Source organism: bacterium, from assembly GCA_021372515.1.
Lineage (GTDB): Bacteria > Gemmatimonadota > Glassbacteria > GWA2-58-10 > GWA2-58-10 > JAJFUG01.
The window spans coordinates 1-21,485 of sequence record JAJFUG010000087.1; the positions used below are offsets into that span (position 1 = coordinate 1).

Consider the following 21,485-nt stretch of genomic DNA (forward strand, 5'->3'; position numbering starts at 1 on the left):
CAACACCACCCGGCCGGGAGCGCTGTCCACGCCCTATCCCACCTTGACCAACCTGGCGGTCGAGTGGCTGATCGAGGGTGATGACAACCTCAATGCGGTCTGCAACATATCGTACCGTCAGGCCGGCGAAAGCGACTGGCATACGGCCATGCCCCTGCGTCGCGTGCCGGCTGGACACAGCCGCGCCACCCAGCCGATCTTCTTCTGGGAGAACAAGCTCTCGGGCAGCGTGTTCGACCTGCGGCCGGGCACGCGCTACGAGCTGAAGCTCAGTCTGCGCGACCCGGACGGCGGTAAGGTCGACACCGTGCTGACTGTCGCCACCCGGCCTGTGCCGTGTCCCGCCCCGGACTCCCGTGTGAAAAAGGCCGGCCCCGATGATTTCGAGAAAGTCGCCGCCACGCTGGAGCCGGGAGATATCCTGGAGCTGGGTCCCGGCTGGTACGGCGAGTTCAAGCTCATGCAGGACGGCGCTCCGGGCCGGCCCATCGTCATCCGCTCCGACCGCAGCCATCCCGGACTCAACAGCAATTTCGAGAAGGTGGACCTGCAAGGCCGCAAGCACGTGATCCTTGAAGGGGTGACTGTCCACGGGCCGGTGGAGCTGCGCTGGGCCGAGGACGTGGCCGTGCGGCGCTGCGAGGTGTTCGGCCCGCACGGGATAGTCGCCACCGACCGTCCGGGCGCCGAGAACTGCTACATCGCCGACAATACGATCACCGGCTACATGCCCTGGGACTCGCTGGCCCTGGGCTGCTGTGTCAACGAGCACAGTGTTTCCTGCGTGGGTGAGGGGATCGAGATGACCGGCCCGGGCAACGTGATCTGCCACAATCGGGTGACCGGCTACCGCGACTGCATCTCCACGATGGAAGATCTCTGGGCCTACGACCAGCGCTGCATCGACATCTACAACAACGATATCGAACTGGGTGACGACGACGCGATCGAGGCCGATTTCACCGCCGGCAACACCCGGATCATGCGCAACCGGATCACCAACTGCTTTATCAGCCTGAGCAGCCAGCCGGGCCTGGGCGGCCCCAGCTACTTCATCCGCAACGTGATGTACAACACGATCAACGTGCCGTTCAAGCTGGCGCGCGGCAGCCGCGGGGATGTGATCCTGCACAACACGGTGGTCAAGAGCGGTGACGGTTTCATGGTCGGGCACAACCCCTCTCTGGTGATGTTCCGCAACAACCTGACCCTGGGCGGGCCGGGCAATGAGGTGCTGGGCGGCTACGGCACCGGCCGCGGCCTGGCCGTGTTCTTCCCGCACGCCGACTCCACTGCGGATATGGACTACGACGGGTTCGGGGTGGAGGGCATGCCGTTCGAGGGCCTCCTCGGCCGCAACCGGATCGAGAGCCTGGCCGACCTTCGCCGCCTGACCCCGGAGAAACACGCCGTGCAGGTGGACCTGGGCGTGTTCGCCCAGCGGCCCGAGTTCCCCAACCCGCAGTTCCCGCGCCGCGCACCGGCCGACCTTCGCCTGGCCCCCGGTTCGGCCGCGGTGGATGCCGGTGTCGTGATCCCCAATGTCAACGACCGGTTCCGGGGCAAGGCCCCGGACCTGGGAGCCTACGAACTGGGCGACCCGCTGCCGGTCTATGGCCCGCGCCCGGAGGGAATGGACGAGGGAACCCAGTGGCAGGAAAGAAATGCACAATAGATTATAATAATTTATATATTCTGTCTTGGGCGATTGACTAACCTTGCGGAGGGACTTGAGATGAGAATTGCCGCCAAAGCTGTCAGGCTGGGGGCTGTGCTGGGGTTGCTTATTTCGCTGCTCGCCGTCTCGCCCGGCCTGGGCGCCGAGCCCCTGGTGATCATGTTCTCCCATTCCGGGCACGACCTGCAGTCGTTCAAGCCCTACGCCGAGCTGGCCGCCACGTTCAAGAGCCGCGGCCGGGTGCAGATCGGGATCAGCGATTTGGCGGACAAGGACTGGCGTTCGTTCCCGCCGGGGGGCTGCCCCTGGCGCGAGTACGCCTGCTACGTCCCGGCGCCCTGGATGTTCTACCCGCACCCGAAGATCGCCCCGTTCATCGACCCACAGTTCGTGGCCGCCAACCGCAAGCTGATGCTGGAGCGGGCCGAGGTGGTCAAGAGCCTGGGACTGGAGGCGATTTTCGAGGGCAAGAACTCACACTATCTGCCCGAGGCGTTCTTCCAGAAATACCCGCAGTACCGCGGCCCGCGCGTCGACCATCCGCGCCGCAGCAACCTAAAAGCCGGCGAGGCTTTCAGCATGTGCCTGGACCAGAAGGACACCCGCGAGATGGTCTCCTGGATGATGGCCGAGATCAAGCGCAACGTGCCGGTCGTGACCGCGATGGTCACCGGCACCAATGATGCGGGTGCGGGACTGTGCTGGGCCGCAGCGCTCTATCCCGGACCGAATGGGCCCGAGCAGTGCAAGGGCCGCAACGCCGGAGAACGGGTGCGCGACATCAGCCTGGCTATCCACCGCGGCGCGGTCGAGGGCGGAGGCGATATCACCCTGCACTGGGGCAACGTGAATTTCTGGCAGAACGAGGAGGACGTGGTCCGTCCGCTGCTGCCCGAGAACACCTTCATGGACCGCAGCGACCCGGCCCACATGGGCGTGGGCACGATGATCAACGAGGCCTGGCCGTTCCTGGGCCTGGTGGATGTCCTGGGCGCGATCCAGTCCATGGAGCGTCTCCAGCGGCCCGGCGTGCGTGAGCTGGAGTTCGGCTGCTCGGCCATGTACAGCCGCGGGGATGACACGCCCCAGGCCCTGGGCAAGCTGATGGAGATCGCCGCCGACTGCATGGACCATCCTACAAACGATCTCGACAGCCGTCTGGCCAAGCTGCGCGAGCTGGCCGGCCGCTGGGGCGGCGAGGCCAACCGCGACAAGGTGTTCCAGGCCCTCTACGACATGAACCAGGCCATAAGCCTCAAAAACGCCCTGGTTGGCAGTTTCGGCGGGTACAGCAATTTCTACTGCGGCGTGTCGATGCGCCACCTCACCCGACCGCTGGTGATCAAGCCCGAGCTGCTGACCAAAGATGAGGAAGCCTATTTCCTGCCTTACGTGTTCAACCCGCGCGAGAGTGAAGCCCGCATGGACTACATCGATTTCCACGGTGGGCGGATGCACGACGGCCTGGCCTGGGAAAACGGCGCCCTGCATCGCGCGCTCTCCATGGCCGACCGCGCCGGACGTACTCTGCAGAACCTCGAGGGCGCCCCGGAGGGGGATTTCCTGAAGAAAATGGGCCTCAGCCTGCGCATGTGGGCTTCGGAAGTCCGCTCGATCCACAATTTCTACAACGCCCAGCTTCTGAGGGACAAATACGCCACGATCCTGGCGGGAGCCCCGCGCGTGCCCTCCAAGGAGGCAAGCTGGGACGGCGACCCGGGGAACCTGGAGTGGAACGCGATCATGCGGGATGAGTTCGACAACACCAACGAGCTGATCGCTTTGCTGGAGGACGGTGGCCTGGAGATGACCGCACGCGCCAAGGACCCGCGCTACGAGGACACGTTCCTTCTCGGGCCTAACCTGATCGAGCAGTTGCACAAGAAGACCGCGATCATGCGCGCGCACTGGCTGGATGTCCAGGACTATCTGGCCCCGCCGCTGAAATAGGGTTGGAATCAAGGATGGTAAGGTTGCGAGAGGTAGGGGAGGGTTTAAAACCCTCCCCTACGAGCTATTTGCTGGATTGCTTTCCCACGGTGCGATCGTTTTATAATAATTTTAATATAGCGACCTGGAGGTTCGATGTCTTTTCCGGGTAGAGTTCTGCTGCTTGTCGGCCTTTGTGCTCTGGCGGCGGCGCCGGCCAGGGCTTTCTACCGCCCGTCCGGTCACTGTCCGGTCCCGCCAGGGGCGGTGGCGGTAAGCGCTCCCGGCTTCTACGCCCGGGCCGGGACCACCTACATGCTGGACCGCGATGTGTCGAGCCCCGTGACCGGGTTTATCCTGGGCGAGGATGTGGTCCTGGACCTGAACGGGTACACGCTCACTTTCGCCGACTGCGGCTACGGCCACGTGCCGGACTACGGGTTCGAACAGGGCGGCCAGGGCTGGGATTTCTCGCAGGCCCCGGGCGCTAAGGTGGTCAACACGGAGGATGTGCACATCTTCATCGGGAAGAAAATCCTGAGCCTCGCCGCAGGGGACCAGATAGTCTCCGGCTGGGTGGAACTGCCCCTGGCCGGGCGCTCCTACCTGGCCATGTGCGGGGTGGCGAAGATGGACATGCGGGTGAGCCTCTACGTGGAGGATTCGAGCGGCGCCGAGGTGCGGGTGGAAACCATTTACGGCGACAGCAAGCGGGTGAGCTGCCCCACCGAGGACCGCGGCCCGCGCCTGGGCGGCGGGTTTGTGACCGCCCATCTGCAGGGCCTCCCCGCCGGGCGCTACCGGGTGCGGGTCAAAGCACTCACCGACTGCCTGGTGGACCAGATCGACATCCGCCCGGCCATGGATGTGGGCGTGGCCGTGATCGGCGGCACGCGGCCCTGGGCCCAGAACGACCAGCTCTACGAGGGCGACCCGGTGGCTTTCTTCGACCTCACCAAGCCTGGGACTGTCGAGCCGCTGGACAGCCTTCCCCGCGCCACCGGAGGCACTGTAACGATTCGCAACGGCGTGATCCGCAGCGCCGCGCGGGGTGTCCTGAGTTGGGGCGTGCAGTCTACCGCTTCCGGGGTCAAGGTTATCCTGGACAACGTGCGCGTGATCAACCAGGGGATCAACGCCACTGCGGTGGATGTGCCCCAGGGCACGCTCACCGACTGCCGCTTCGACATAGACACACCCTTCATAATCAACCGTCACGTGAGCGAGCACGCCGTGGTGCTGCGCGGGAGCGAGCCCTCCGAGCTGAGCTACTGCGAGTTCTACGGCGGCCAGGGCTGCCTGAATTTCCTGGGCCCGCACTCATCCATACACCACAACCTGTTCGTCAACCGCCAGACAGTGACCAACCACTACTGCGTGATGGCCCGCGGCGACAGCTCGAAGGTGTTCGCCAACCGTTTCGAGCCCGAGATCGGCTCCGGGCTGGAGGTGTTCCGGCACAAGTTCATCGACATCTTCGACAACGATTTCATCATCCAGGCCGCCCCTCCCACCTGCGAGTACGGGCACGAGGAATACAGCACCACCGCGATCCGCATCGCCGACTACAACGCCGCTCCCGGCGAGGAGGCAGGCTGCTGGGGCAACCGGGTCTACAACAACCGGATGACTATCACCGGACGGGCCTACCTGCGCTACGAGGGCTATATCCCCATGGCCTGGGCCGTGTTCTACAGCGCCAGCGGCGGGCCGAACTACTTTTTCGGCAACGAGATCACGGTGACCCAGCTTAACCCGGAAGCCGGGCCCAGGGCCGAGGCCGCGGCGTTCTACGTGGGCGGCGGCACAATCGGCGGCGAATTCTTCCGCAACCGGATCAGCGCCAATGTCCCGCCGATCTGGGTCGCCTCGCCCTACGGCGGAGCACATCAGGTAGTGTTCCGCGAGAACACCCTCATCCGCGCGGCAGGCGCGCCGGTCGATTGGAAACCGGTCCGCATGGGTTGGATGCCGCGCGAGGACTGCATAGCCACCGGGATCGAGTTCCGCTCCAACACGATCCAGGGCGCGCCGTTCGGGGTGCAGGCGACTGACCAGGCGCACAGCTACATTGTGTACTGGACCCTGAAACTGCGGGTCGAGGGGCCCGCCGGGACCGCTCTGCCGGAGCGCGAGGTGACTATGGCCGACCGCAGCGGCAAGGTGGTTTTCACCGGGCGTACGGACAGCCGGGGAGAATTGAGCACCGAGCTGCAGGAATATGCTTTCTCCGGTGGAAAACAAGCCGAGAGCTCGCCTTACACTGTCACCTGCGGGGGCGTGAAACGCAAGGTCGAGCTGAAAGCCGACACGACGCTGACTCTGACCCTGAAGAAGTGAGCGGTTTCCAGTTGGTATATAAATTATTGTAATGGGGGGCGAGCATGAAGATGCGATTCTGTCTGGCTGCCCTGGCTGCCGCGGCACTGCTGCCCGCCGGGATGAGAGCCGCGGAGAGCGGACCTGCGGCTCAGGTGCAGATCACGCCGCTGCGCCTGGACCGCTCGCGCCCGGCGCGCTATGCCCGTTCGTTCCGCACCCCGGACGGCGATATACACCTGCTGGGCTTTTTCAAGATCACCGACCGGGGCAGCCGGGTGGTGGTGCGCGCCGATTCCGAGCCGCCCTGGTTGCCCACCGACCTGAACGAGGCCAAGATCAACACCTTTTTCTACCGTCCCGGCCTGTTCCTGGGCCTGATGAACAAGGTCGAAACGGACACCGGAGGGACTTACGCAGGACGTATCTGGCGCTCGACCGATGAGCTGAAAACCCTGCGCGAAGAAAAGACGCTTCTGGTTATCCCCGAGGCTGGCCGGGTGGATTTCGGCACTCCGGAGCTGTGGGCCGGGCTGTTTTTCCACCGCGGGGTGGTGGAGCTCAAGGATGGCTCCCTGCTGGCGGCGATGTACGGTAATTTCGAGGCGGACTCGATCGCGCCCACCAACCCGCAGAGCAAGATCGAATCAAAGTTCAAGCTGCGCACTTTTGTCGCCCGCTCCACCGACAACGGCAGCACCTGGCGCTACCTGTCGAGCGTGGCTGTGCCCGAACGCGCGCACCCGGATGACAGCGAGGGCTACAACGAGTGGAGTATCGTGCGCTTGGAGGACGGGCGCCTGTTAGGGATAATCCGCACCGGGCATTTCACGCCACTGGTGGCGGTCTGGAGTGCGGATGAGGGCCGCTCCTGGAGCGAGCCGCGTGTTCCCGAAGGATTGGGCCCGGCCGGGGTGGACCCGAACCTGCTGCGCCTGGCGGATGGCCGTCTGGCTCTGGCGTTCGGCGAGATGGCCCAGCCGCCCGACTCGGTGGACCGCGAGCAGTACTGGCGCAATTTCTCCAGCGGCGACCACCGCCGGCGCTGCCGCCTGGCGCTCAGCCGCGACAAAACTGGTGAGTCCTGGCAGACAATCGATATCTCGGACCTGGGCGACCGCAGCGCGTACGGCACGATCTACGAGGTCGCACCCGACACCCTGCTCTACCAGTCCGACCTGGAACTCTGGCGCATAGGCCTGCCGCCGCAGTGAGACCGTGAGTCTGGGGGCGGGAGGGATCCTTTTGCAAAAGGTTCCCTCCCGCCCCCAGACCCCCACTCGCCTTCCAAAAACTTTTACTAAGGGTAATTATTGCTGATTTCATCCCAATTACGGCCCACGCCGGCTTTGCTGTCTTCGCCGAAACGAAAGCAGGAATGGTATGATAACAGATTGATGATATCGAGTCAGCATAAGACGCAGACGGACCAGCAGAAAAATGCAGGGGCGCGGCTTGCCGCGCCCCATATACAAATTAAAACATAAGTATTCCTTCCCCCGGTCCTACTGCTTCTTCTCCACCCGGAAAATGGTCTCCTCCCAGGGACCGAGTTTCACGTGCGTACCCGATAATTTCTGCAGGCGGCGCAGGTCGGTGATCGCGCCCAGCGGGGATTCGCCTTTCAGGTCGAACTCGACCGGACTGTCCCCCACGTTGCTGGCGTAGACCAGCCAGCCACCGTCGTATTCTATCCCGCGCACCTCCGCGCCGGTCACCAGGGAGTTGTCCGCGCCCACGCCCAGCACCGGGCGGGCCAGGCCGACACTTGCGGCCAGCGGCTCCAGCACCCTGTGATAGGCCAGCGGCTCCAGTGGGGCGGCCAGGTAGTAGAGACGTCCCTTGCCGCGCGTCACCAAAACCAGCCCCGGGGCGCCGTCATCCAGACGCGCCAGCACCCGGTTTCTCCCGGCGTCCAGGCTCTGCACCAGGCCCTCGGCCTGCAGGCTGACCGCCTGGCCGGCGAATATGTCCGCCTTCTCCGTGGTCATTTCACGCCGCACCTCGCCGTACAGGAGGGTCTGGCTGTAGCTCTGGTCATAGTTCTTCACCATCCCGCCCTGGCCCAGCACCGGCGGCAGGGTGACTCCTTTCACCTTGAGCCCCAGGCCGGCCAGCCCGTCGTTCCCCCGCGCATACTGATCGAACAGGAAACTCTCCGGGATCACCAGCGCCGTGCCGCCGCGCTCCACGTAGCTCAGCACGGCTTGGACCACCTCGGGCGGCAGGTACTTGACCGCCGGGACAATCAGCAGGCGGCAGCGGTCGAGTTTGCCGGAGAGGGCCTGGCGCTCGGTCACGAACCCCACCCGCGCTCCCAGGAAACGCGAGCCCTCCCAGGCTTTACCCATGGTTTCGAGATAGGGGGTTGACCAGGCCTGGTGGAGGTCGGGCGGCACCTGGATGATGCAGGTTTTCGAGTACAGCAGCAGCACCTCAGGCTCCGGCCCGTAGAAAGCCGCGATCTCCCGGTTCAGGCGGCGCACGTCCAGCGACAGGCGCAGGATGTCATCGATGTCACCGAGCGAGATATCCCAGCTTGTCAGCACCGAACTCGACCCGCCGCTCGGGTACTCCGGGTTGGCCGAGTCCCACTTGTACTTGGCCAGGGTGGATTTGCCGTGCAGGAAATGCAGCAGGGTGTTGTGCACGTTGCCGCCGGCTTCCGGCTCCACCATCACCATACGGCGGTCGGCCAGCGAGGGCATCAGGTCGCTGAAAATGAGCGAGTGGCCCGATTCGTTGAGGATTACGTCGTCCACCTCGTTCACGATCAACTCCTCATCGATGCCGGTGGTGCTGTTGCTGGCCGAAAGCATGCTGCTCGTGCCTCCGGCGCAGATCGGGACCACCGGGTCGAGCTTGCGCATCTCGGATTTGATCCATTTCATGTGGTCGGTGAAGCGCCGGTTGTTGAACAGGGCCCAGTCGTACCAGGCCGCGCGGTTGATATCGGGCAGCGGTGCGGCGTTGCGGCACTCCGGCGCCCGGATCGAGTCCCAGTCCGCATAGGCTGTTCCCCAGGCCGCGTTGACTTTCTCCAGCGAGGCGTACTTGTCCTTGAGCCACTGACGGAACATCTGCTGGCTTTTGTCGCAATAGCAGATGTACATCAGTTCGTAGCCCATGATGTTGTAGAGCAGGTCGGGATTGCGCAGCCAGTTGTCGGCGGCGGGCTTCATGGACTGGAGGATCGCCTCTTTCATGTGCTCGCTTTCCAGGCAGATCACCACGTTTTCGATCCGGCCGCCCTCGGACCAGCGGTCCTTGATCAGGTGGCCGCACCAGCCGTCCCAGCCCACGCGGTGCGTGTCCGGGTACTTGTGGAACGCCGCGTAGACCGGCGTGCTCTCAACGTTGAAACGCGAGGCCCCGCCCACGGTGTAGCTTTCGAGGACATGGTCGTAGGGCCCGAAATACTGACGCAGCTCCCGGCCGATATGGCCGTGCATGGCGTACAGGATCACCGGGTCGCCGTTGTCGTAGCGGAAGAACCCGTCCCGGATGGGCAGGCCCTTGAGCGGGGGATAGGGCCTGGCGTAGCGCGCCTGCTGCTCCAGCGGCGGGACAGCCGCGCCCGAGGCCAGCAGCGAGTCGATCTCATTCGCGGCGCGGCCGCACGAGGTCACGATGTGTTCCAGTATCTCGCTCTCCCGGCGCTCGCTCTGGAACCAGACCAGCTTGCGGCGGTCCTGAAGGCCGATCCCGGCGGTGATCAGCGGGACACGCCAGTAGAGCGAGAACCAGCCGGCTTTTTCGGCGCGTTCCACCGCCCCGTTCAGGCGGTCCACGGCCGCGGCGGCCTTTTCCCTGAGGATGGCAATCTCCGGCTCTGGGACCAGCTTGTCGAACGGTGTGGCCAGGCGGCTGCGGACCTCTGAGTTGTCCACCAGCACCAGGCAGTCGCGCGGTTGGACCCGCGAGGCGCTCTGTGGATCTTCCTCTCCCCGCACCAGGCGCAGGTTGTCCAGGTAAAGTGTCCCGCCGATCCGTCCGAACTCCAGGCGGAAACGCCGGATGCGGTCCAGGGCGAGCGGGCGGTCGTTGTTCTCGACCATCATTTTCTTGAGCTGAAACTCGTAGTGGTTCCAGCCGGGGTTGATGAACAGCCGCTGCGTGCCGCGGTAGCTCTGGCCGTAGGTTTCCGCCTGCTCGTCGTCCCCCAGCTCGTCGAAAATCCAGAACGTGCCGAAACGCACGTTTTCCTGCGGGCTGAAAATGTCGAAACGCAGGTAATCGTAAGCGGACCAGTCCTTGGGCAGAGACTCGCTCTCGAGGATGCGGCTCGATCGTTCGCCCAGGTCCAACCGGAGAGAGCCGCTGCCGTGGGTGGCGCTGTCTGCGCTCAGGCTCACCGGGCCGTGCCACCGGGCCAGGGACTCCTGACCCTCGAAATCATCCAGCACCAGGACATCACCCCGGCCCTGGCCGCAACCGGCCACTGTGAGCCAGACCAGGAACAGGATACGGATGGCAGGTGATATACAACTTTTCATATCGGTCCCCAGTCCGTTGAATGAGTGAAGTCCGGGTATTCGATCCGGAACCTCAGTGTTTCAATCGCCGCCGAAGTGTCAGTGACCTTTTTCCACCCGGAAGATAGTCTCCTGCCAGGGGGCGAGAGTCACGCGCGCGCCGGGCAGTTTTTCCAGGCTGCGCAGGTCAGTCACCGCGCCCAGGGACGAGGCGCCTTTCAGGTCGAACTCCAGCGCCTTGCCGCCCAGGTTGCAGGCGTAGACCAGGTAGTCCGAGCCGCGCTCCACCGCGCGGACCTCGGCTCCGGTAAGCAGGGAGCCATCCGCCGCGACCGCGGTGACCGGACGGTTCAGCCCGGTCAGCCGGGCCAGGGGCTCGAACAGGCTGTGGTAGCCGTCCGGGTTGAGCGGCGAGGCCAGGTAGTAGAGCCGTCCCGAGCCGATACGCTCCAGGACCAGTCCCGGGCTGCCGTCCGGAAGCTGGGCCAGCACCTCGCCCGCGCCGGGGTCGAGGCGCTGCAGCAGGCCCTCGGCCTCCAGGCTGACCGGGGCTGTCCCTGAGAAAATGTCCTTGCCCGCGGTCTGCATCACGTTGCGCGCGTTGCCGTAGACCACGTTCTGCGAGGTGCTCATGTCGTAGTTGCGCACGTTCTCGCCGCGGCCCAGGCGCTCGGGCAGGCTCACCGACTGCACCTTGAGGCCGAAGCCGCCAAGACGGTCACTCTCGTGGGCGTACTGGTCGAACAGGAAGCTTTCCGGGATCACCAGCGCCGTGCCGCCGGCACGGACATAGGCCGCCACCGAGTCGGCCACCTCGGGCGGGATGTACTTGGCAGCCGGTACGACCAGCAGCTTGAACTTGCCGAGCTTGCCCTCCAGCACCTGCTTCTCTGAGACGAATCCCACCCGGCAGCCCAGGAACCGCGCGCCCTCCCAGGCCTTGCCCAGGGCCTCCAGGTAGGGGGTGCGCCCGGCGCCGGCCAGTTCGGGCGGCACCTGCAGGATGCTGGTCTTGGAGTACAGGATCGCCAGCTCAGGCTCGGGCCGCGAGAACTCCGCGATCTCACCACTCAAACGGCGCACATCCAGGCCCAGGCGCAACATCTCGTCCACGTCCGCCAGCGAAACTTCCCAGCTCTGCGGGAACGAGGAGCCGTCGATGGAGTGGTACTCCCGGCTGACCGTGCGCGCCCACCACCATTTGCCGATGGCGCTCTTGCCGTGCAGGAACTGCAGCAGGGTGCCGTGCGGGCCGCCGCTCATCTCCGGGTCGACCATCGCTTTTTTCTTCTCGCTCAGGCTGGTGAGCAGGTCGCTGAAGATGCAACTGTGGCCCGACTCGTTCAGGATCACGTCATCCACCTCGTTGATTATCAGCTCCTCGTCGATCCCGGTGGTGCTGTTGGAGGCGGAGAGCATGCTGCTGGTGCCGCCGGCGCAGATCGCCACCGTGGAGTCGAGCTTGAGCATCTCCTGCTTGACCCAGACCAGATGGTCGGTGAAACGGCGGTTGTTGAACAGGGCCCAGTCATACCAGGCGGCGCGGTTGACATCCGGCAGGGGGGCAGCGTTTTTCGTCTCCGGGGCGCGCACCTGGTCGAATGACTTGTAATCCGTGCGCCAGACCGCGTTGAGCTTGTCCAGAGCGCCGTATTTCGCTTTCAGCCAGTCGCGGAACATCTGCTGGCTGCGGTCGCAGTAGCAGATATACATCAGCTCGTAGGCCATGATGTTGTACATCAGGTTCGGGTTGTTCTTCCATTCCAGGTAATGCAGGCGCATGAACTCTTTCAGCGCCTCCTTGATGTGCGGGCTTTCCAGGCAGATCACCACGTTCTCTTTCCTGCCGCCCTCGGACCACTGGTCCTTGATCAGGTGGCCGCACCAGCCGTCCCAGCCCACGCGATGGGTGTCGGGGTACTTGTGGAACGCGCGGTAGACCGGGCTTTCCTCGATGTTGTAGCGCGAGCCGCCGCCCACGGTGTAGCTTTCCAGACGGTGGGTGTAGGGGGCGAAATAGTCGAGCAGGGGCCCGCGCTCGACCAGCATCATCCCCAGCACCTCCAGCGGCTTGCCCTCGGCGTCCCGGAAGAAACCCTCCCGCTGGGGAAGGCCGCGCAGCTTGGGATAGGGTTGCACGTACCACTTCTGCGGGTTGACATCGTCCTCCGGCTCCTCGATCAGCTCGCGGTCCAGGCCGCTGAGCAGGCCGTCCACCTTTTCCCGCATCCCACGGCAGGAGCGGATCACGTACTCCAGTATCTCCTTTTCCTTTTCCGGGCTCTGGTACCAGACCAGCTTGCTGCGGATATCCAGCCCCACCTGGGCCGTGATCAGCGGTATCTGCCAGTAGAGCGTCGCGTACCCCATCATTTTGGCGGCGTCCACCTCGCGCTGCAGGAGCTCCACTTCACGGCGGGCGGTCTCGCGCAGGGTCAGGATTTCGGCCGGACGCTTTAGCTGGTCCTCCGGGCCATAAAGCTCCGGGTAGACATAACGGTCGATCACCGTGACCCGGCAGTCCCAGGGTCCGGCCTTCGAGGCGGCGGCGGTCTCCTCATCGCCCGAACTCAGGCGCATGTTATCCAGGTAAAGCGCCGTGGCTCTTATCCCGCCCAGGCCGAGGCGCAGGCTGCGGATACTGCTCAGGTCAAGGTTGCGCGCGCCGCTTTCCAGGCGCAGCGAGTGCAGGTCGAACTGGAAATGGTTCCAGCCGGTGTTGAGCACGATTTTCTCGCCCCGGTAGGAGGTGCCCTGGAACTCGGCCTCCTCCGCGCCGCCCGTGGCCCCGTCGAATATCTGTATCTCGCCGATCTGCACCGTGCCGGAGGGGTTGTAGATATCGAAGCGGAGCCATTGCCAGGCGCTCCAGTCGACGACAGAGAACTTGTCGGTGAACAGGAAACGGCTGAGCGGGTCGGAGAGGTCGATTTTCAGACTCTTCGCACCGTGGGCCACGTATTCGGTGTTCAGGGAAAGCTTGCCCTGCCAGCGCTCGAGCGAGGCGCCGGATTCGAAATCATCCAGCGGGAGTGTTTTCGCCTGCAGCGCGGGAGCGAGGGCAAGGCCGAGCAGAATGGTCAGCACGGACAAAGTTCTAAGCTTCATGGAGGTTGTCCTTTCCTGGGGTCGGATCGGCTGGGAGTGTGGTACTGTTATTCGCAATTCCGGAATCGGTGTTTACGAAAATGAGAATGTAAGTTGCGGCGGGGACGGCTTATCTTGCGGTCCGTCAAGACAAAAACGGCTGCAAGGTCAGCTTCGCCTCTTTTTCAGCAATTCCCGGGCCTTGCCCTGCGAGGGGTTCACCTGCGTGAACCCTTTCACGCGACTTGCCGAATGCGCGGCGCGCGCCTATACTTGTGCTTTCGGCAAAGGGCCAGAGGCTTCCCGGCCGGTCCGGACATGCACACATCCAGAGCGAGGCACGGCATGCAGAGCTTGAACGTCTACGATTACCTGGTCCTGGTCGTCTACATGCTGATGATGGTCTGGATCGGGGTGTATTTCACCGGGCGGATGAAAAGCGATTCCGACTATTTCCGGGCCGGAAACAGCCTGACCTGGTGGATCGCCGCGCTGTCGGCCTACATGAGCGCGTTCAGCAGCTACATGTTCACCGGCGGGGCGGGCCTGGTCTACCAGGAGGGCATCACCGGGGCGGTCATCCTCTGGTTCACCGGACTCGCCATTTTCACCGGCTATCTTGTCTTTGCCAAGCTCTGGCGGCGCAGCCGGGTGACCACGGTGCTCGAATTCCTGGAGGAGCGGTTCAACCTGACCACGCATCAGGTGGCGAGCTGGACCTACATCCCGCTGTACATCATCTACTGCGGCGTGGTGCTCTACTCGCTGGGGATTTTCATCTCCTCGGCCCTGGGGCTGGACATTTTCCTGATCATCTGGGCCAGCGCCCTGGTGATCCTGCTCTACACCATCCTGGGCGGGGTCTGGGCCGTGAGCATGACCGACACGATCCAGTTCCTGTTCCTGCTGCCGATCTGCCTTCTGCTCATCCCGCTGGCGCTGATCGAGGTCCACGGCCCCCTGGCCCTGGTTCACGACACTCCGGCCAACTATTTCCATTTCCCCAGCGTGCATTACCCCTGGTACTGGCTGGTGGGCTACCTGATCCTGCTGATCCACGGCCAGAACACCAACCCCATCGCCCAGCGCTATTTCAGCGTGCGGGACGAGGCCGAGGCGCGCAAGGTCTCGCTGGCCTGCACCCTGCTGTTCACTCTGGGCCTGGTGATCTGGGCCGTCCCGCCGATGGCGGCGCGGGTGCTGTTCCCCGACCTGGGTCAGCTCATCTCCCTGCCCAACCCGCACGAGGGCGCCTACGTGGCCATCGCGGCGCGGGTGTTGCCCCACGGGCTGCTGGGCCTTCTGGTGGCCGCCATTTTCGCCGCGGCCATGTCCTCGGTCTCGGGTGTTTACAACGTGGTCTCCGCCGTGCTGACCCGTGACATCGTACAGCGCCTTTCGCGGCGCGAGTTCAAGCCCCGCACTCTGTTGCTGGTGGGCCAGGCCGCCACGCTTGTCGTGGGGGCGATCTCGACCCTGATCGGTCTGCGCATGGCCGCGGTGGGCGAGGGCTCGTTCCGGGTGATGGTCAAGTTTTCGGCCCTGACCGGCACTCCGCTCGCCGCGCCGATGCTGCTGGGGTTCCTGTTCCGCCGTCCCCCGGCCTGGTCCGGACTGGTTTCTTTCGTGACCAGCGGCGCCGCCGCGCTGGTCTTTGCCTTCTATTCACCCCTCAACGCCTGGCTGGCCGGGTTCGGTGAGCCGGTCGCGTTCGCGATCACGGTGTTCACCATCCTGTTCATCGGGGTGGGCGCCTTCTTCGCCACCGGCTTGTTCTTGCACAACAACCCGGAGGATGAGCGCCGCATCGGGGCGTTCTTCACCAAGCTCGACACCCCGGTGGACGCCGTGCGCGAGGTCAGCCCGCAGGTGGCCGACCATTCGCCCATGGCCCGTTTCGTCGGCGCGATGGCCATGCTCATGTCGTTTATGGTGGCGGCTTTCCTGCTTATTCCCGCCTCGGCCCGGGACCGTCTGGTCAACCTGAGCCTTTTCCTGGTCCTGGCCGCTTTCGGGGCCTGGATGTACCTGGTTCCGGGCCGGGCGCGCCGGACGGAGCGCTGAGCCGCCGGGGGAAGTTCCACCGCATAAGCCGTTTTTTCTTGCCGTCACGGCCAGGCTGATCGATATTAGTTGTTAATCCGGCTTATTCCGACACCTGTCTATCCCCCCGGGCCGTGCTGCACGGCCGATCCCGAGCCACCCCATCCAGGAGCAATGCTATGCTCAGACACGCAGTCCGGTCGCTTGTGGCCGTCAGCCTGTCGCTTATCGCCCTTCTTTCAGCTGGGTGCGCCAAGCCCCAGCGGCCGGCGGTAACACCCGATCCGTTCCGGGTCGCCCCGGTGCCCGCCGGCTGGCAGGTGATCGGCCCGGGCGGCGGCGGCAGCACGTTCATCCCTGCGTTTTCGCCTACCGACCCCTCGCGGATCATGATCCGCTGCGACATGACCGGCAGCTACCTGACCCGTGACAACGGCGAATCCTGGCAGATGCTGAATTTCCCCGGCGGCGTGGGGGCGTTCGCTTTCGACCCGAACAAGCCCGACGACATCTACGTGGGCAGCCGCGGCCTCTACCGCTCGCGCGACGGCGGTTCGAGCTGGGAAATCCTGTTCCCGGCCCTGTCCGCGGTCCAGGCCATCGAGCGCCACGATGACCACGCCGATATCCACCTGGTGACCAACGACAATTTCCCCGGCGGCGAGGTGGCCTCGATCCTGGCCGACCCGGAAACCGCGGGGAAGATCTACTGCGCGGTCAACGGCGGCCGCGGCAGCGGCGGCGCGGCCGGCCTGTACGTGAGCCAGGATGATGGAAAGACCTGGAGCGAGGGGGCCAAGTTCGACTCGCCGGTCCTGGCCCTGTTCCAGAACCCGTCCGATCCGGGCCGCGTGGTGGTGTTCTGCCGCCGCTCCTGGAACGCCTGGGACAAGACGGGCGGCCAGGTGGAGAGCCGTCCGCACCCGGACGAGATGAGCGCGGTGACCTCGGTCTCCGCCGGCGTCGACCCGGACAAGCCCGGTGTTTTCAGGCTTTGGGCGGTTTCCATCCCCGGCCGCCTGGGCGATCGTATGCCCGGCAAGGTGTTCGTGAGCGAGGACGCCGCCGCGAGCTGGCAGGAGGTCACGGCCAACGTGGTCGCCGGCAACCCGCTGGCCGACCCGGCCAACGCCCCCTCGTTCACCTGGATCGCCAGTTGCCTGGGCGACAGCCGCAGCGCCTACCTGGTCTGCAGCCGCTACGTCCAGAAAAATGAAAGCGGGCAGCCGGGGTTCTATTACGGCATTTTCCGCACCTCGGATGCCGGGAAGTCCTGGCGCTGGGTCTACCGGTCCGGCGGCGGCAGCGGTCAGTACGGGGTGAGCGACGGCAAGGAAGCTGACAACATCCAGGATTCCTGGGTCCACGAGGCTTTCGCCCGCGATTTCGTCCTGGCCATCTGCACCTCGGTTTCGCCGGTCAACCCCGAGCGCGCCATTTTCACCGACTGGTACCGCTCCATGAAGACCGAGGACGGCGGCGGCACCTGGACCGCCCTGTATGCGAAAAATCTGCCCGACAGCACCGTGGTCAGCCGGGGCCAGGATGTCACCACCTGCTACGGCGTGCATTTCGACCCCTTCGACCCGCAGCACATCGCGATCAGCTACACTGACATCGGCTATTTCCACTCGTTTGACGGCGCCAGGTCGTGGCGGCGCTCGGTCAACGGCATCCCGCGCGAGTGGGAGAACACCTGCTTCTGGATGGAGTTCGACCCCACGGTCCAGGGCCGCATGTGGTCGGTCTGGTCCGCGATGCACGACATCCCGCGTTTCAAGATGATCCGCCGTCCGGGCTGGGAAAAATGGGCCGTGGGCGGCGTGGCGGTCAGCCAGGACGCTGGCCGCACCTGGCAGGTCTCCAGCAACGGCCTGCCCGAGAACAGTCCCACCACCTGCCTGGCCCTCGACCCGTCCTCGCCCGCCGGCGCGCGGGTGCTCTACGCCACGGTCTACGGCCAGGGCGTGTACAAGTCCACGGATGACGGGGCGAGCTGGGTGCTGAAGAACAACGGCCTGGGCCAGGACTTGAATGTCTGGCAGATCAAGCTGGTTGACAGCCGCACGCTCTACCTGGTCGCCACGCCCTCGCTCACTTACGGCGATTCGGCCAATACCCTGGTGGACGGTGCGTTGTACCGCTCGGACGACGGCGGCGAGAGCTGGAAAAAGCTGACTCTGCCGGCCGGGGTGCGCTTCCCCAACTCCATCGAGTTCGATCCCTCGCGGCCCGAGCGGCTCTACCTGGCCTGCTGGGCCGACCTCGACCCCGGCGATTTCGGCGGCGCGCGCGAGCAGGGGGTGATCGAGAACCAGGGCGGCGTGCTGCTCTCCGAGGATGGCGGGGCCACCTGGAGCCAGATCTACGACCCGCACGCCTATGTCTACGCGGTCACGGTCGACCCCTCCAAGCCCGGCCGGGTCTACCTGGTGACGTTCCACAACGGCGCGTTCCGCAGCGATGACCAGGGCGCCACCTGGGGACGGATCGACGGGTACAATTTCTACTGGGGACACCGCGCGGTCCTCGACCCGCAGGACACGAGCAAGATTTACATCACCACGTTCGGCGGAAGCGTGTTCCACGGCGCGCCCACGGTGAACGGCAAGTGATGACGGCATAGTGGAATGAAGTGCAGAGGGGCGGGCTCGATACCCGCCCCTTCGCTTTGACATCCGGGTCCCGCTTTGGAGCGGACAGCGATCTGCAAGATTCAACCTGTGGGAAGAGTATATGAAAACTTATATAAACCTTGTCGCCCTTTCTCTGACAGTCGCGTTAATAGGTCTTTCCTGCGGCCAGAAGCCCGAGGTCCAGGAGGCGGCCCCTGCGGCGGCGGCCCCGGTCTCGGCCTGGCGCGTGATCGGCCCCGGCGGCGGCGGTGGGCAGTTCATCCCCACGGTCAACCCGTCCGACTCGAACAACGTGTTCATCCGCTGCGACATGACCGGCGCCTATGTCACCTATGACGGGGCCAGGAGCTGGCGCATGTTCAACCTGCGCACCGTGGTGGAGGATTTCGAGTTCGATCCCTCCGTGCCCAACACGGTCTACGCCTGCACCCGCTCGGCGCTCTGGCGCTCCGAGGACCGCGGCGTGCGCTGGCACCTGGTCTGGCCCGCCCCGGGCAACGTGACAGCCGAGCGCATGCTGGGCGACCACGCCGACCAGCTTTTCGAGACCACGGACGGTATGCCGGACGGCGCGCTGCAACTGGTCCGGGTGGACCCGTCCGACAGCCGCCGGATTTATGTCGGGCTTTCTCCGGCCTTCCATCGTGGCGAGGGCGGCCGCGGCCCGCAGGGCGAGAGCCAGGACAGCGCCCGGGTGTTTGTCTCTGCTGACCGCGGCGCGAGCTGGCAGCTGCTGGGTAAAGTGTCCGGCCGGACAATCCGGGCCATCGCACCCGGGATCTGGGACAGCGCGCCGGGCGAGGTGACCGCGGTCTCGGAGCGCGAGGCCGCGCGCCTGCGCCCGGACGGCAGCGGCGAGCACACCCCGTTGCCGGCGCCGTTCAGCCAGGCCGCGGACTGCGGCAAGGGGGCGAAGGGCAGCGTAATCTATATCCTGGCTGGCTGGGACCGTCGCGCGGGCGGGGCCGCCCCCGCAACTCCGGTTTTCCGCTCGGATGACCGCGGGGCGACCTGGGTCGCGGCTGCGGGCAACCTCACCCCGCCAGCCGGAATGGCGAATTTCTCCACCCTGGCCACTTGCGAATCCAACCCGGCAGTGGCCTATCTTTCCTGCAACCGGTTCCCGGCCAGCGGCTCCCTGGCTTATTTCGGCATCCTCAAGACCACGGACAGCGGCGCCAGCTGGCAGTGGGCCTACCAGGCCACGGATGACGGCGTGGTGGGGAAGAACCATGCGGATGGCTGGATGGACGAGACCTACGGGCCCTCCTGGGCCGGAGCGCCGATCTGCCTGGGAGTCAGCCCGACCGATCCCAATATCTGCTACGGCACGGATTACGGCACCAGCCAGCGCACAATGGACGGCGGCAAGTGGTGGGAGCAGGTCTACAGCCGCAAGCTGGAGGATGGCTCCTGGACCAGCCGCGGCCTGGATGTCACCACCTGCTACGGCGTGCATTTCGACCCCTTCGACAGCCTGCACTGCTTTATCAGCTACACCGACATCGGCCTGTTCCACAGCCTGAACGGCGGCGAGAGCTGGATCCACAGCCTGAAAGGCGTGCCTGGCCCCTGGATCAACACCTGCTACTGGCTGACTTTCGATCCGCAGGTGCAGGGCAAAATCTGGTCGGTCTGGGGCAACGCTCACGATCTTCCCCGGCCCAAGATGTTCCGCGGCGATTTCAGCCGTTTCCAGGGCGGAGTGGCGCTCTCGGAGGATGGCGGAAAGTCCTGGCGCGCTGTCACCGACGGGATGCCCGCCAACACGGTCTGCACGCACGTGCTGCTCGACCCGGATAGCCCGGCCGAGGCCCGCACGCTTTATGTCTGCGGGTTCGGCAAAGGCGTGTTCAAGTCAGTAAACGGCGGGGCGAACTGGAAGCTGATGAACAAGGGGCTTTCGGACAAGAACCTCAACGCCTGGCGCATGGAGCGCCTGCCGGATGGCAGCCTGTTCCTGCTGATCGCCAGAGGCGGAATCGAGGGCCGGGGCTATATCGACGGCGGGCTGTATGTGAGCCGGGACGGCGCGGCGAGCTGGAAACAGGTCCCGCTGCTGCCAGGGGTAAATGCCCCCAACGACCTGGTGGTCGACCCGCAGGACCCCAAGCGCATGTACCTGAGCTGCTGGCCCGCGCCGGTGGAGGGAGTGGAGCGTAACGGAGGGCTGTTGCGCACGCAGGACGGTGGCGCGAGCTGGGAGCGGGTGTTCGACGAGGACGCGCACGTCTACGCCGCGGCGGTCGACCCGGCGAACCCGGCGGTGGTCATTATCAACACCTTCGACAGCGCGGCGTTCCGCAGCGAGGACTACGGCGCGAGCTGGGCCCGTCTGGGCGGCTACAATTTCAAGTGGGGCCACCGTCCGGTGTTCGACCCGCACCACCCGGACAAGATATTCCTGACCACGTTCGGCGGCAGTGTGTTCTACGGCCCGGCCAAGGGCGACCCTGGCGCGTTCGAGGACATCGTGGAGCACGAGGTTTTACGCTGGTAGGTGATATAAAAATTTTAATAGAAACGGGCGCCGGAGATATTCCGGCGCCCGTTTCTATACAGGCGGTTCCAGAGCCATCTTAAGTGAAACTGTAGAGGCGGCCCCCTGTGGCCGCCCTGGTGCGGGAGCGGCTAAAGCTGAAGGTGCTGCCTGTACTCCTCCTGGAATATCTGCCGCTCCGCTCCCGTTTCAGCCAGAGCCCGGATTTCCTGTTCCGTGATCGGCCCGGTGGCCCCGCGGCGCGCGCAGTTGAGCGCCCCCAGCAGGTTCCCCCGGCGGCAGCATTCGGCCAGCGCGCAACCTTGCAGCCAGGCGTCGAGAAACCCCGCGCTGAACGCGTCCCCCGAGCCCACCGTGTCCAGCACCTTTACTTGATAACCCGGCGAATACAGCACCCCGGGAGTTCCCCTCGCCGCAGCCAATGCGCCGCTCGCGCCCAGGCTGATCACACAGGCGGTCAGCCCCAGCTCCTCCAGGCTCCGCGTGCAGAAAGCGGGAAGGTCGAGGCCGCTCCAGCCAAGCATTTCCATCACCTCCAAAGCCTCGTGAGCGTTCAATTTCAGGATGTCCGCCCGACGCATGCTCGCGGTCACGGTCTGCTGGCTGTAGCAGCCTTGCCGCAGGTTGAGGTCCAGGAATTTGAGGGCGCTGTCGGCCCTGTCCAGGAGCCTGTGCAGGGTTTCCCGGCTGGACGCTGTGCGCTGGATCAGTGTGCCGAAACAGACACAGCGCGCCGTGGCTGCCGCATGCTCCAGCTCCGGGGTGAATTGTATCCGGTCATAGGCCCGGTCCGGCAGGATCGTGAACTCCGGGTTACC

General features: G+C 64.9%; 10 protein-coding genes. 7 read left to right on the forward strand and 3 right to left on the reverse strand.

Features of this window, described 5'->3' with window-relative positions; genetic code table 11:
* From LLH00_08895 to LLH00_08910, 4 genes are all read left to right on the forward strand, one after another.
* A partial coding sequence (locus LLH00_08895) for a right-handed parallel beta-helix repeat-containing protein (GenBank protein MCE5271389.1) occupies positions 1–1,675 on the forward strand: 1,675 nt, incomplete at its 5' end.
* 60 nt (positions 1,676–1,735) lie between these two features.
* Positions 1,736–3,628 (forward strand): hypothetical protein, encoded by a 1,893-nt coding sequence (locus LLH00_08900; GenBank protein ID MCE5271390.1) that lies wholly within the window; start codon positions 1,736–1,738, stop codon positions 3,626–3,628.
* A gap of 135 nt (positions 3,629–3,763) precedes the next feature.
* A complete protein-coding gene (locus LLH00_08905; protein MCE5271391.1) occupies positions 3,764–5,947 on the forward strand; it encodes a hypothetical protein in 2,184 nt (727 codons plus the stop codon).
* A 44-nt stretch (positions 5,948–5,991) separates the two neighbouring features.
* Positions 5,992–7,140, forward strand: coding sequence for a glycoside hydrolase (locus LLH00_08910; protein MCE5271392.1), 1,149 nt, complete (start codon positions 5,992–5,994; stop codon positions 7,138–7,140).
* Between the two features lie 291 nt (positions 7,141–7,431).
* On the opposite strand, the gene LLH00_08915 is transcribed toward LLH00_08910, so the two are convergent.
* The gene (locus LLH00_08915) at positions 7,432–10,422 is read right to left on the reverse strand and encodes a beta-galactosidase (GenBank protein ID MCE5271393.1); all 2,991 of its coding nucleotides are present in this window, start codon (positions 10,420–10,422) and stop codon (positions 7,432–7,434) included.
* A 78-nt stretch (positions 10,423–10,500) separates the two neighbouring features.
* On the reverse strand, positions 10,501–13,509 hold the full coding sequence (locus LLH00_08920; protein ID MCE5271394.1) for a beta-galactosidase: 3,009 nt from the start codon (positions 13,507–13,509) through the stop codon (positions 10,501–10,503).
* Positions 13,510–13,833: 324 nt separating this feature from the next.
* On the opposite strand from LLH00_08920, the gene LLH00_08925 reads away from it, so the two are divergent.
* The 3 genes from LLH00_08925 to LLH00_08935 all read left to right on the forward strand — a co-directional run bounded on the left by LLH00_08925 (position 13,834) and on the right by LLH00_08935 (position 20,667).
* The gene (locus LLH00_08925; protein MCE5271395.1) at positions 13,834–15,552 is read left to right on the forward strand and encodes a sodium/solute symporter; all 1,719 of its coding nucleotides are present in this window, start codon (positions 13,834–13,836) and stop codon (positions 15,550–15,552) included.
* Between the two features lie 158 nt (positions 15,553–15,710).
* Positions 15,711–18,146: a hypothetical protein gene (locus LLH00_08930; GenBank protein ID MCE5271396.1), complete on the forward strand. Its 2,436-nt coding sequence runs from the start codon at positions 15,711–15,713 to the stop codon at positions 18,144–18,146.
* Between the two features lie 121 nt (positions 18,147–18,267).
* Positions 18,268–20,667: a hypothetical protein gene (locus LLH00_08935; GenBank protein ID MCE5271397.1), complete on the forward strand. Its 2,400-nt coding sequence runs from the start codon at positions 18,268–18,270 to the stop codon at positions 20,665–20,667.
* A 131-nt stretch (positions 20,668–20,798) separates the two neighbouring features.
* On the opposite strand, the gene LLH00_08940 is transcribed toward LLH00_08935, so the two are convergent.
* On the reverse strand, positions 20,799–21,485 hold a 687-nt coding region (locus LLH00_08940; GenBank protein ID MCE5271398.1), incomplete at its 5' end, for a PfkB family carbohydrate kinase.